We start from the raw sequence: 12,720 nt of genomic DNA, 5'->3' as shown, positions 1-12,720 counted from the left end.
CGGGGATAATTGGTTCTTTGCGTCGTGCCATCGGGGGCTCCTTCCGTTCTCAGCATACCCCCGCCGAGCACGAAATTCCGGATAGTCCCCCGGGGATGGCCTCAACCATGGACACCGCCGCCTCGCGCTCGGCCAATCCGGTGGCCGCCGTCAGCCGGACATCGACCACCAGGGCATGGCGGTTCTCCATCAGGGCATGGCCCATGAAGGCCAGCTTCGCCGGCTGGCCGTTGCCCTTGCGGTACAGCCGCGCCTCGGGATCGCTGGTCGAGGCATGGGTCTCGTTGGAGCGCTTCTCACCATGAAAGTCGCGTTCGCCGTTGCGTCCCGGTCCCGGCGGCTCGCCACTGCCGTCCTTAGGCCGGAAGCTCTTCACCGACGCCCCGTTCGCCATCGGGCTCGAACCGATGGCGCCCCGATGGCTCACCGATCAGTGTGCCGTCCACCGAGAAGTGCTCGTCCGACAACAGCGCCTTGACCCGCGGCTGAGCCAGGACGGCGGCCAGGAACTTCGCCGCCACGTCACCGTCGAGCAAGCGGTCGCAGTTCTTGGTGAAGATCGTCACGTCCTACACCGGCGCGTCCATCGACAGCCCGACGAACCAGCGGAACAGCAGGTTGTAGTCGAGCTGTTCCATCAACTGGCGTTCCGAGCGGATCGAGTAGAACGCCTGCAGCAGCAGCGCCCGCAGCAGCTTCTCCGGCGGGATCGACGGCCGCCCGAACTTGGAGTACAGCCCCTCCAACGCTGGCGACATCACCTCCAGCGCTTCATCCACCATGGCCCAGATCGGTCGTAGAGGGTGGCTCGCTGGAACACGGGCCTCACAGCTCACTGAGCTGAACAGACTCTCGCTGCGTTCGTTCGATCCCCGCATCGTCCCCCTCGCCGGCCGCATTCTCCTCGACCGCAGAGAATCACGACCGCCCAGCCGTGCACAGCCCTTTTCCGCGTCCTGTTAAGAGAGTTGACACCGAAGAAGATTATTGCCACACGAGCGATGCTCGCGAGACCCCAGATGACGGGTAGCGAGATCGCAAAACAATTCGGGGTCTCCCGCGGAAAATTATAGCGCGTCTAAGCCGAAGATACCGGGGGTTCAGAAAAGTGAAGATAATGCCATGAGTCGCACGCAGATTAACACGCATACGGAACTGGAACCTCTTGACGATGATGAAGTCATAGAAGTTTTCTCTGACGGCTACTTGGAGGGAGCAGGCTCCACCAGCATGCCTGAGGTGAATATAACGTTTTGCAACCGAGCTTACGCAAATAAATGGCTTAAAAACCTCAAAAGACAAAACCCTTCCCACTTCTCCGTTTTGCAGGCTATTATTGAGGAGATACAAAAGAAAGATGGCGGAGATATCCAAAAGGGCGATTTGCTACACGCAAACCCAGACATAGTGCAGTATATTAATGAAAATAGATTTGATATTATTCCAAGTAGAGGGCAGATGCTAATGCACAACGGAAATGGAATCAGACACGCCAAGTTCGCTCCATCAAAAAGCGTGGCTGTTATTTGGGAAAAAATAGGAAACACCATTTATGTTACATTCGATGACCATGCGCCAATACGCTACTATCGTGCGATTAGGCATCTTCGTGAAATAAAGCTGGGCAAGCGTGCTTTCCCCAAAAAACCTAGAAGTACAGGACGTTTCTTACGGAAGCTAAAAGCGTACTGGCGGCTTAAGCACTCTAAGGACCTGAAAGGAATAAACCTAAAGAGGTTATATATTGAGTAAAAATTCATTTAATAGCGAACTGAAAAAGGAAAACACCATTCTTCCATAGAGCGCCCAGTGAACAAATAACAATCAAAGAGCAGAAGGGAACGCTTCCGCACCGCATTGAAGCTGGCTTAAATGAGTTCTTTACAATTGAGTGCTACGCTTGCGACGAAAATACTGGCACAATCAGGGTCCTCTCGAAACCGGAAACTAGGAGGCTCCCACAGCTTTTATGACGTAACGCAGGGCAATTAGGCTTTCCTGACTGCCCCGTCTTGAAAAGTTGAAGCGGTAACCGGCATTCCGCTTCCCTGAAGTTCCAAGCCATCGCCCACCCAAACCGCTTGCGCCCGCCGCATATATCTATCATTCTCGATACATGGAATCACTTCAAGCCATCGACGCCCTCGCGGCACTCGCGCAGCCCACGCGGCTGGAGTGTTTCCGGCTGCTCGTGCGGCATGAGCCGGACGGGATGGCGGCCGGGGATGTGGCGCGGGAGTTGGGCGTGCCGCAGAACACCATGTCGGCGCATCTGGCGGTGCTGACTCGGGCCGGGCTCGCCCGGTCGGAGCGGCGCAGCCGGTCGATCATCTACCGGGCCGACCTGGGGCGGCTGCGCGCGCTGACGCTGTTCCTGCTGAAGGATTGCTGCGGCGGGCGGGCGGAGCTGTGCGGGCCGTTGCTCGCGGAACTCGCGCCCTGCTGCCCGGCGGACGACGCCCGCACGGAAAAGCCCCAAAGGGAAAAGGACATGCCATGACCGACACGCCCGACCTGATCATCTATCACAACCCCGATTGCGGCACCTCGCGCAACGCGCTGGGGCTGATCCGCAACGCCGGGATCGAGCCGCATGTGGTGGAGTATCTGAAGACTCCGCCGAGCCGCGCGCTGCTGACCTCGCTGATCGCCCGCATGGGCGTGCCGGTGCGCGCCGTGCTGCGGGAGAAGGGGACGCCCTATGCGGAGCTGGGGCTGGACGACCCGGCGCTGACGGACGGCCAGCTTCTCGACGCCATGATGGCGCACCCGATCCTGATCAACCGGCCCATCGTCGTGTCGCCGCTCGGCGTGCGGCTCTGCCGCCCGTCGGAGGCGGTGCTCGAGCTGATCCCCGCCGGCCAGCGCGGCGCCTTCGCCAAGGAGGACGGGGAGCGCGTGGTGGATGAGACGGGCCGACGCCTGACCTGAACCGGGGATGACTCCATGACCACAACCGCCGAGACCGCCGCGCGGGACGCGGCGCCGCCCGCCATGGGCTTCTTCGAACGCCACCTGACGGTCTGGGTGCTGCTCTGCATCGTTGCCGGGGTCGGGCTGGGCTGGCTCTGGCCCGGCCTGTTCGGCGCCATCGCCGGGGCGGAGCTGGCGCAAGTGAACCTGATCGTCGCGCTGCTGATCTGGCTGATGATCGTGCCCATGCTGCTGCGGATCGATTTCGGCGCGCTGGGACAGGTGCGCCGGCACTGGCGGGGCGTCGGGGTGACGCTGTTCGTGAACTGGGCGGTGAAGCCCTTTTCCATGGCGCTGCTCGGCACGGTCTTCATCGGCCATCTCTTCGCGCCGCTGCTGCCGGCCGACCAGATCGGCTCCTACATCGCCGGGCTGATCCTGCTGGCGGCGGCCCCCTGCACGGCGATGGTCTTCGTCTGGTCGAACCTGTGCGAGGGGGAGCCGCACTACACGCTGAGCCAGGTGGCGCTGAACGACCTGATCATGGTCTTCGCCTTCGCGCCGCTGGTCGGGCTGCTGCTGGGGGTGGCGTCGGTCACCGTGCCCTGGGACACGCTGCTGCTGTCGGTGCTGCTCTACATCGTCGTGCCGGTGATCGCGGCGCAGCTCTGGCGCCGGGCTCTGGCGGCGCGGGGCGCCGGCGCGCTGGACCGCACGCTCGCGCGGCTGCAGCCCCTGTCGCTGGGGGCGCTGCTGACGACGCTGGTGCTGCTGTTCGGCTTCCAGGGGGAGCGCATCCTGGCCCAGCCGGTGGTGATCGCCCTGCTCGCCGTGCCGATCCTGATCCAGGTCTATCTCAACGCCGGCATCGCCTATTGGCTGAGCCGCCGCTTCGGCGTGGCCTGGTGCGTCGCCGCCCCGGCGGCGCTGATCGGCGCGTCGAACTTCTTCGAGCTGTCGGTCGCCGCCGCCATCAGCCTGTTCGGGCTGGATTCGGGCGCCGCACTCGCCACGGTGGTCGGCGTGCTGGTCGAGGTGCCGGTGATGCTGTCGGTCGTGCGCATCGTCAAGGCCACGCGCGGCTGGTACGAGGCGGGCGCACGGGGCTGAGGATCACCCTCCGCCCCGCAGGAAGCCGATCAGCAGGCAGTTGACCCGCTCCGGCTCCTCGTGCTGGACCCAATGGGTGGCTGCGTCCAGATGCTCCACCCGCGCGTCGTCGCACAGCGCTGCCGCCGCCTCGGCGAGGCGGCGGTCGAGGAAGGCGTCGCGGTCGCCCCAGATCACCAGGGTGGGCACGCGGACACGGTCCGTGGAGGGCCTGGGGTTCAGCCGCAGGGCGCGGTACCAGTCGATCATGGCGGTCAGCGCGCCCGGTTGCGCCCAGGCCGCGCGGTAGCGGGCGAGGTCGTCCTCCGTGAAGGTGCCCGGCCGGCTGGAGGAGCGCATCGAGCGTTCCAGCAGACGGAAGCGGGCGGCGGTGGCCAGCCGTTCCGGCAGGCCGGGGATCTGGAAGAAGGCCACGTACCAGCTCCGCAGGAGCTGGGTCGGGTGGGCGGCCATGTGGCGCGCCAGGGTCGCGGGATGCGGGGCGTTCAGGATCGCGGCGCGCTCCAGCCGGTCGGGATGGTGGATCGCCAGCCACCAGGCGACGATGCCGCCCCAGTCGTGCCCGACGACGGAGAAGCGCTGCCGCCCCGCCCCATCGGCCAGCCGCAGCACGTCGCCGGCCAGCCGGTCGATGCGATAATCCTCCACCCGCCCCGGCTTGTCGCTGAGGTTGTAGCCGCGCTGGTCCGGCGCCAGCACGCGGAAACCGGCCTCGGCCAGCGGTCCGACCTGCCGGCGCCAGCCGTGGCTGAATTCGGGGAAGCCGTGCAGCAGGATCACCAGCGGCCCGTCCGGCGGACCGGCCTCCACCGCGTGCAGCCGGACCTCCGCCGGAACGCCTCCGGCCCTCCTCCTGTTGCCAAGGTCGTCCTTCGGCTCCGTCATCGGCCATCTCCCCGGCAATCCCGATCCTCCATGGATATGCGGGAGGGGAGCGGAAAGTTCCCGCCTGGCGCGTCGTGACGTGGATCGCCGCGTTGCGGCGGGGGGCCTTGCCGTGGCCCGCGCGATGCCGGAGACTGGTGGAAGAGGAACGGGAAGCGTCAGGGCGAAGATGCAGATCACACGGGACAGCTTGGCGAGCGGGGAGATCCTCGACTTCATCCGGCGGGAATCCGCCTGCGGCCTCCCCGACCACCGCGCGCTGAGCGACGCGGAGCTTGCGGAATCCCTGCGGCAGGGCCTGTCGGAATGGGACGGGCGCAGCGACGTCTGGCTGTTCGGCTACGGGTCCCTGATCTGGAACCCGGCGATCCGCTATTCCGACAAGCGCATCGCCCGGCTCGACGGCTGGCACCGGCGCTTCTGCCTGTGGCTGCGGATGGGGCGCGGCTCGCTGGACAATCCGGGGCTGATGCTGGCGCTGGACGAAGGCGGGTCCTGCCGGGGCGTCGCCTTCCGCATCCCGGCCTCGGAGGTGATGACCGAACTGCCGCTGGTCTGGGTGCGGGAGATGACGACGGGGTCCTACGCCGCGCGCTGGGTGACGCTGGAAAGCGACGACGGCCGGTTCCGCGCCTTGACCTTCGTGGCCGACCGCGGCCACCCCCGCTACGCCGGCCCGGTCGGCGAGGAGGAGGCCGCCGGGCTGATCGCCCGGGCCGCGGGCACCATCGGCAGCTGCGCCAGCTACCTGCTGAGCACCGCCGACCATCTGCGCGAGCTGGGGCTGGAGGACAGCCACCTGGAAAACCTCGCCGCCCGCGTCCGCGCCCTCAAGGCCGAACCACCCGGCGCGCACGCCGGCGACCCCACCACGCCGAAGGTCTGACTGCAGCGGACGCCCGTCCCGCATTATAGCCTTCCGGCATGCGCCGCATGACGCGGCCGGAACGCGGTTCGTAAGCGGAGACTTCGATCTTGGACGATTTCGTCAGCGCCCTCGTGATCTTCCTCGTCGTCACCGACCCGGTCGGGCTGGTGCCGGTCTTCCTCGGGCTGACGCGCGATTTCGACAGCCGGCGCAAGCGCATGATCGCGCTGCGCGGCCCGGCCATCAGCTTCGCGATCATCGTCTTCTTCGCCTATTTCGGGAAGATGGTGCTGGAGGCGCTGTCCATCGGCATGCCGGCCTTCCGCATCTCCGGCGGGGCGCTGCTGTTCTGGATCGCCTTCGAGATGCTGTTCCAGGCGCGCGGGGAACGCAAGGAGCGCACGGCCACCGCCGCCCGCACGGACGAGGAGGCGCACGACCTCGCCGTCTTCCCGCTGGCGATCCCGCTGATCGCCGGGCCGGGCGCCATCACCTCGACCCTGCTGCTGATGGACCGCTACGGCGGCAGCGCCGGCGGGCAGGCGCTGGTGCTGGGGGCCGCCGCGCTGACGCTGGTGCTGATCGCCGTGTCGCTGCTGGTGGCCGACGTGATGAACCGGATCCTCGGCCGCACGGTGATCCACACGGTCACCCGCGTGCTCGGCATCGTGCTGGCGGCACTGGCCGCCCAGACCATCATTTCCGGCATCACGGCGGTCTACCCGCCTCAGTGACCGGCGCGGCTTGAAAGAGGCGGCTTGAAAGAGAAGGAGCGAGGCAGGATGGAAGAGATCGCGATTCGGCCCGGCGACGCGCTGATCCTGGTGGACATCCAGAACGACTTCTGCCCCGGTGGTGCTCTGGCCGTGCCGGACGGCGACGCGGTCGTGCCGCTGGCGAACCGGCTGTCCCGGATCTTCCCGACCACCGTCCTGACCCAGGACTGGCACCCGGCCGGGCATGGGTCCTTCGCCTCCTCCCATCCCGGCAAGGCGCCCTTCGACAGCACGGAGATGCCCTACGGCACCCAGGTGCTGTGGCCGGACCATTGCGTGCAGGGCAGCGCGGGCGCCGAGTTCCACCCCGCGCTGGAGTTGAGGCGGGCCGAGCTGATCGTCCGCAAGGGCTTCAACCCGATGATCGACTCCTATTCGGCCTTCTACGAGAACGACCGGCGGACGCCGACGGGGCTCGCCGGCTATCTGCGCGAGCGCGGCTTCCGCCGCGTCTTCCTGGCCGGGCTGGCGCTGGACTTCTGCGTCGCCTATTCCGCCGAGGACGCGGTGCGCTGCGGCTTCGAGGCGGTGCTGATCGAGGATGCCTGCCGCGCTATCGACCTGAACGGCTCGCTCGCCGCCGCGAAGGAGCGCATGGCCGGGCTGGGCGTGGCCTTCACGGCGGCCGGCGCGGTCAGCTGAGCCGTCCCGCCGGCATCAGGGCCGCCAGAAGGTCGCGCAGCCTGTCCGGGTCGACCGGCTTGTGCAGCAGGCTGTAGCCGCTGCGCCTCGCCTCGGCCAGCCGCTCCGGCGCCGTCTCCCCCGTCACCAGCACGGCGGCGACGGCGGGGTTGCGCCGCCGGGCGAGCGCGATGGCGTCGGTGCCGACCTCCCCCCGCGCCAGCCCGTAATCCGCCACCACCGCGTCGGGATTCCGGTTCAGCCCGTCCAGCAGGGACGCCGCCTCGCCCACCGTGCTGGCGGCGTGGACCTCGAACCCCATGGCGCGCAGCGTCAGCTCCATGCCCTTGAGGATCAGCGGCTCGTCGTCGATGACGATGGCGGAACGGCCGGCGAAGGCGCCCGGCGCCCCCGCCTCCGGCGTCTCCGCCGCCGCCTGCCGGGCGAGCGGCAGCCGGACCGTGAAGGTCGAGCCCCGGCCGGGTTCCGACCGTATCTCCAGTGCTGCGCCCAGCACGTCGGCGACCCGCCGCACGGTGGACAGCCCGATGCCGAAACCGCGGTCCCGGCCGACGGCCGCCTCCCCCACCTGGTGGTATTCCTCGAAGACGCGGCCGATCTGGTCCGCCGGGATGCCCCGCCCGGTGTCGATCACCGACACCTCCACCATCCCGTCCTGCTCGCGCGTCTCGACCGTGACGCCGCCCTCCTCCGTGAACTTGATGGCGTTGGACAGCAGGTTGCGCAGGATCAGCTCGACCAGGAGCGGGTCGGAGGAGACGGTCCAGCGGGCCGGCGGCACCCAGAGCCGCAGCCGCGACTTGCGCGCCACCACCTCGAACTCGCCGTGCAGCCGGTGGAGCAGGTCGTCCAGTTCGAACTCGCGGATCTTCGCCTGCATGAGGCCGGCCTCCAGCCGCGCCCCCTGGAGCAGCCCTTCGAGCATGCCGGACAGGTTGGCGATGCTGTCCGCCAGCGGGTTCAGGAGGTCGCGCACGGCCGGATCCAGGGGCTGCTGCTTCATGATGCCGATGAAGAGCTTGGCCGCCTGGACGGGCTGGCGCAGGTCGTGGCTGACCGCCCCCAGGAAGCGTGTCTTGGCGGCGTTCGCCGCCTCGGCCTCGGCCCGCGCCCGCTCGGCCTCCTCGTTCGACGCCCGCAGCGACGCCTCCGCCTCCTTCAGCCCGTCGATGTCGACCGAGGCGCCGAACCAGCGCAGGGGCTGGCCGCCGCCGGGGTCGCCGTAGGGCTCGCCCCGCACCAGGAACCAGCGGTAGCCGCCGTCCCCGGCGCGAAGGCGGTGTTCGGTGATGAAGGTACCGCCCGTGCGCCGCGCCTCGTCGAAGCGTTCCATCGTCGGTGCCACGTCGTCGGGATGGATCCGCTCGGCGAAGGCGTCGACCGTCGCCGGCCGCTCCGCCCCGCCGGTGTAATCCTCCCACTTGCGGCTCAGGAACTCCACCCGCCCCTCGGCGTCGGTGATCCAGATGATGGGGGGAACGACCTCCGCCATCAGGCGGAAGCGCGCCTCGCTCTCGCGCAGGGCGGCCTCGGCCTCGCGCCGGGCCGTCAGGTCGACCGTGACCGCCAGGAAACGGCTTTCCATTCCGCCCTGCCCTTCGCCGCTCCCTGCGATGCCGGTCCCTTCAATGCCAGTCCCCTCGATGCCGTCCCCCTCGATAAAGGTGAGGCTGCTGTTCGCCCAGAGCAGGCTTCCGTCCGGCCGCCGGTAGCGCTTGTCGAGCGATACGGTCTCCACCGTCCGCAAGGCCCGCTCCATGGAGGCGAGGCTTGCCGGCACGTCGTCGGGATGGGTGACGTCGGTGACCTTCAGGCCCAGCAGCTCCTCGCGGGGGCGGCCGAGAAGGCGGCAGAGTTCGTCGTTCACCCGCAGGAAGCGCCCGTCCGGCGCCACCTCCGATAGGCCGACCGCCGCGCGGGTGAAAATGGCGGCGAGCCGCGCCTCGCTGCGGCGCAGCGCCTCCTTGGCGTTGCGGCGCGCCGTCACGTCGCTGGCCGCCCCGAACCATTCCGTGATCCGGCCCTCGGCGTCGAGAATCGGCACGGCACGCGAGAGCGTCCAGCCCAGGGTGCCGTCCGCCCGCCGGACCCGGTGCTCCAGTTCCAGCGGGCTGCGGGTCCGGATGGCCTCGTCGATGGCCGCGCGGCCTCGTTCCCGGTCTTCCGGATGGATGTAGGCGTCCATCCAGCCCCAGTTCCCGCTCGGCTCCCGCGTGTCGGCGAGGAAGCCGCCGCCGCTGAGCTGGCGCAGTTCGGACCAGTCCGGGCTCATGCGGAAGAAGACCTGCGAGCTGGCCTCCGCCAGTACCCGGAACCGCTCCTCGCTCACCCGGCGGGCGACGACCGACCGGGTCGTCTCCGTGCAGAGGACCAGCACGCCGCCGACGCCGTTGGGCGCTCCAGGCTCGTCGATCGGGCCGTAGCTGTAGGTCCAGTAGACGTCCTCCCGCCGGCCGTAGCGGGTGATGGGGATCAGGTGGTCCTCGTGCCAGGTCGGCTCGCCCCCGCCCATCACCTGGTCGATCTGCGGGCCGATGAGCGGCCAGGCCTCCGGAAAGGCGTCCCGGCCCGGCATGCCCAGGATGGCCGGGTGCTTCTCCGGCCCGAGCGAGGCGGCGTAGGCGTCGTTGTAGAGGCAGGCGTGCGCCGGACCCCAGAAGATGAAGACCGGGTGGCGGGTGCTGAGCATGATCCCGACCGCCGTCCGCAGGCTCTGTGGCCAGGACCCGACGGGGCCGAGGGATGTGCGGGACCAGTCATGGGCGCGGATGCGCCCGGCCATGCCGCCGCCGTTCCGCAGCCATTCAAGCCGATCATGCATCCTGTCCACCCGCTCCCCCGCCCCCGCGGTCCTGTCCATGGTGGGACATTAACGCCGCAGGGAGCGATTCGGCGCGGGCGGCATGGCCGAGAGGCAGATCCGTGACGAGTCCTTTAGGCGCCGGCCTCCGGTGCCGCCCTTGCCCGCGCCGCGAGAAGGAAGGCGACGGCCTGGAGCATGAGAGCGTAGCTGTAGGGCTTGTGAAAGACGACGAGCTGGTTCTCCTCCTCGGCGGGAATCCACTCGTTGTACCCGGTCGTGACGATGACCGGTAGGTTCGGCCTGTTCAGCCGGATCAGCTGAATGAGCGTGTGTCCATCGAGGACCGGCATCCGCAGATCCGTGATCAGCATGTCCGCCGGGTCCAGGCCGTCGATGTCCATGGCTTCCTGCCCGTTGCGGGCAAGCGTCACGCGATGCCCCTGCTCCTCGAGAAGATCGGACACCAGGGCCGCCACAAGGGCTTCGTCCTCGGCCAACAGAACATGGGCGGGCGTGTGCATGAATTTTTCCGGGAGGTTTGGTCTGCCTGCTGGGAGGCAGATTACAACCCTTGTGACGCCTGCTCATTGATGTGCGTCACCACGGCACCGAGCCCGCTACCGGTAATTCTCCAGGACCCGGGCTTCCGCTCTCCCGGTTGAGGCGATCCACGGCATGATCCGCGATCGGCGGAGGACTCCTACTCAGCCCCGGCGCCGAGGCGCTGCTGGATGAAGGCGCAGGCGTCGGCGACCTGTTCGTTGCTCCACTGCACGCCCTGCTCCGCCGCCGAACCGCGATAGACCCCGGCGACCAGCCGGTCGGCGAGGGAGCGGAGCGGGTTCAACAGGCGGTTGTAGAGCGAGGACGCCTCCCACATCGCGGCCAAGCCCTCCGCCAGGCCGGGAGATTCGGTGCTGGGGTCCGCCTCCGCCGCCCGCAGGGCGTCGGCCAAGCCCGGGTTCTGCGCGACCTGGATTTCCACCTGCTGCTGGAGGGCGTCCAGCAGCGGGTTCACCTTGGCGTCGATCATCCCCTGGGCGTCGCGCACGCCACATTCGTCGTAGGCGCGGCCGGACTCCATGAAGGACTTCAGCGCCTTCAGCATGAAGAGCGACTGGCCGGCGCCCTCCGCCGGCGCCGTCAGGAGGCGCATGGCCTCCTTCGCCAGCCGGGCGTTCTCCTGCTCCTCCGGCGAGGCGGCCGGCGCCTCGGCCAGGGCGCGGATGCGCGGCAGGTCGGAGGCGACGACGCCGGCGTCCTCCAGCCGGCTGGCCGCGCGCAAGGCGTCCAGTTCCGGGCCGCAACGTTCGCCCAGGGCGGGGATGAGGTCGGACGGCAAGGCCAGCCGGTCCTCGCCGAGGCGGCCGGCGGAGAGGTCGCTGCACAGCCGCTCCACCGCTCCCGGCGCCGTCCCCGCCGCCACGCGGTAGCGGACCGCCGCGCCGGTGCCTTCGGCCCGGCAGTCCAGCGCCGTCAGGCTGCCGGCATCCCCGGCGGCGGCCTCGGCAGCGAGGGTGCAGGCCATGCGCGCATCGCAGTTCAGCCGTTCGCGCAGCAGGATGGCGAGAATGGCGTCCTCCGCCCCGGCGGCGGCGCCCGGCCGCGACAGGGCCTCCGCCGCCACCTCGCGCTCGGACGGCATCGGGCAGGCGGCGGCCTCGGCCCCCGACGCCGGGAGAGTGAGGCCGGCTGCGAGAAGGAAGGGGATGGCGGGGATCATGGCACGAGGTTCCTTCACAATTCGGGCGGGCTTTGGGCCGGCCATCCTAGCGGCGGCGGGCCGTTGGGCCTGTTCCATCCCTGGGACAGAGTCTCCGGCACCGGGCGGCGGGGCCGCGAATGCCTGGAACCGCGCCGCCGGGACGGGTAAAAGGGGGCCGTGCGTCCGCTCCGGACCACAGGCGGATCACTCTATGGGGCTTTCAGTGAAGGCAATCATTCTCAGCGCGGGCCAGGGCAAGCGGCTTCTGCCGCTGACGGAATCGCAGCCCAAATGTCTCCTGCCGCTCGCCGGCCGCACGCTGCTGGAATGGCAGCTCCGCGCGCTCGCCGCGAACGGAGTGACGGAGGCCACCATCGTCGTCGGCTTCGCCGCGGAGGCGGTGGACTACGCGCTGGCCGACATGGAGATCCCCGGCATCCGGGCGAAGACCCTGTACAACCCCTTCTACGCCGTCGCCGACAATGTCGGGAGCTGCTTCGTCGTCCGGCACGAGATGACCGGCGACTTCGTCCTGCTGAACGGCGACACGCTGTTCGAGCCGGCGGTGCTGGCGAAGCTGCTGGCCGGCGCCACCGGCCCGGTGACCGTCACCATCGACCGCAAGGAGCGCTACGACGCCGACGACATGAAGGTGCGTCTGGACGGCGAGCGGCTGGTGGAGATCGGCAAGGCCCTGCCGCTCGACACGGTGGACGGCGAGTCCATCGGCATGCTGCTGTTCCGCGAGGACGGGGGCGCCCGTTTCCTGCGCATGCTCGACACCGTGCTGCGCGAGCCGGACGGCGTGCGCCGCTGGTACCTGTCGGCCATCGACCGGCTGTCCCGCACCGACCGCGTCGGCGTCGTCTCCATCGAGGGCAGCGAGTGGGGCGAGGTGGACTTCCTCGCCGACGTGGACCGCGCCGGGCAGCTCGCCGAGGGCTGGGTGGCGTCCGGACGGTTCGACGGGAAGCGCTGAAACGCGGAGAGGGCCGCCCTTCGGCTCGGGCGGCACTCC

General features: G+C 68.7%; 12 protein-coding genes and 1 pseudogene. 8 read left to right on the top strand and 5 right to left on the bottom strand.

Features of this window, described 5'->3' with window-relative positions:
* Nucleotides 1-100: 100 nt before the first annotated feature.
* Nucleotides 101-878, bottom strand: a pseudogene (locus tag JUB11_RS25925) (IS5 family transposase); the annotation flags it as partial.
* Nucleotides 879-1,122: 244 nt separating this feature from the next.
* On the opposite strand from JUB11_RS25925, the gene JUB11_RS25920 reads away from it, so the two are divergent.
* From JUB11_RS25920 to arsB, 4 genes are all read left to right on the top strand, one after another.
* The gene (locus JUB11_RS25920; protein WP_207461684.1) at nt 1,123-1,752 is read left to right on the top strand and encodes a hypothetical protein; all 630 of its coding nucleotides are present in this window, start codon (nt 1,123-1,125) and stop codon (nt 1,750-1,752) included.
* Nucleotides 1,753-2,116: 364 nt separating this feature from the next.
* Nucleotides 2,117-2,500, top strand: coding sequence for a metalloregulator ArsR/SmtB family transcription factor (locus tag JUB11_RS25915; RefSeq protein WP_207461683.1), 384 nt, complete (start codon nt 2,117-2,119; stop codon nt 2,498-2,500).
* Nucleotides 2,497-2,931 carry an arsenate reductase (glutaredoxin) gene (arsC, locus tag JUB11_RS25910; protein ID WP_207461682.1) on the top strand — a complete coding sequence of 145 codons (435 nt, stop codon included), beginning with the start codon at nt 2,497-2,499 and terminating at the stop codon, nt 2,929-2,931. Before JUB11_RS25915 ends, arsC begins: the two co-directional genes overlap by 4 nt.
* A 15-nt stretch (nt 2,932-2,946) precedes the next feature.
* Nucleotides 2,947-4,023, top strand: coding sequence for an ACR3 family arsenite efflux transporter (gene arsB / locus JUB11_RS25905; RefSeq protein WP_207461681.1), 1,077 nt, complete (start codon nt 2,947-2,949; stop codon nt 4,021-4,023).
* A gap of 3 nt (nt 4,024-4,026) precedes the next feature.
* On the opposite strand, the gene JUB11_RS25900 is transcribed toward arsB, so the two are convergent.
* On the bottom strand, nt 4,027-4,908 hold the full coding sequence (locus JUB11_RS25900) for an alpha/beta hydrolase (RefSeq protein WP_207461680.1): 882 nt from the start codon (nt 4,906-4,908) through the stop codon (nt 4,027-4,029).
* A 169-nt stretch (nt 4,909-5,077) separates the two neighbouring features.
* Between JUB11_RS25900 and JUB11_RS25895 the strand changes: the two genes are divergently transcribed.
* The 3 genes from JUB11_RS25895 (at nt 5,078) to pncA (ending at nt 7,194) form a co-directional block, all read left to right on the top strand.
* Nucleotides 5,078-5,794, top strand: a complete 717-nt coding sequence (locus JUB11_RS25895; RefSeq protein WP_207461679.1) for a gamma-glutamylcyclotransferase — start codon at nt 5,078-5,080, stop codon at nt 5,792-5,794.
* A gap of 89 nt (nt 5,795-5,883) precedes the next feature.
* Nucleotides 5,884-6,510, top strand: coding sequence for a MarC family protein (locus JUB11_RS25890; RefSeq protein ID WP_211112617.1), 627 nt, complete (start codon nt 5,884-5,886; stop codon nt 6,508-6,510).
* Between the two features lie 48 nt (nt 6,511-6,558).
* Nucleotides 6,559-7,194 carry a bifunctional nicotinamidase/pyrazinamidase gene (gene pncA / locus JUB11_RS25885; protein ID WP_207461678.1) on the top strand — a complete coding sequence of 212 codons (636 nt, stop codon included), beginning with the start codon at nt 6,559-6,561 and terminating at the stop codon, nt 7,192-7,194.
* Here the strand turns inward: pncA and JUB11_RS25880 are convergent.
* The 3 genes from JUB11_RS25880 to JUB11_RS25870 form a co-directional block, all read right to left on the bottom strand.
* Nucleotides 7,187-10,015: a PAS domain S-box protein gene (locus tag JUB11_RS25880; protein ID WP_247887327.1), complete on the bottom strand. Its 2,829-nt coding sequence runs from the start codon at nt 10,013-10,015 to the stop codon at nt 7,187-7,189. The genes pncA and JUB11_RS25880 overlap by 8 nt on opposite strands.
* Nucleotides 10,016-10,128: 113 nt before the next feature.
* Entirely contained in the window at nt 10,129-10,518 is a 390-nt protein-coding gene (locus tag JUB11_RS25875) for a response regulator (RefSeq protein ID WP_207461677.1), read from the bottom strand.
* Nucleotides 10,519-10,697: 179 nt separating this feature from the next.
* On the bottom strand, nt 10,698-11,720 hold the full coding sequence (locus tag JUB11_RS25870) for a hypothetical protein (RefSeq protein WP_207461676.1): 1,023 nt from the start codon (nt 11,718-11,720) through the stop codon (nt 10,698-10,700).
* 205 nt (nt 11,721-11,925) lie between these two features.
* On the opposite strand from JUB11_RS25870, the gene JUB11_RS25865 reads away from it, so the two are divergent.
* Nucleotides 11,926-12,681, top strand: a complete 756-nt coding sequence (locus JUB11_RS25865) for an NTP transferase domain-containing protein (RefSeq protein ID WP_207461675.1) — start codon at nt 11,926-11,928, stop codon at nt 12,679-12,681.
* The last annotated feature ends 39 nt before the right edge of the window (nt 12,682-12,720 follow it).

The sequence above is a fragment of the Azospirillum sp. SYSU D00513 genome (genome assembly GCF_017356015.1).
GTDB lineage: Bacteria > Pseudomonadota > Alphaproteobacteria > Azospirillales > Azospirillaceae > Azospirillum.
The sequence above is the reverse complement of the archived record's forward strand: the minus strand, read 5'-3'. Positions and strand labels throughout refer to the sequence as shown.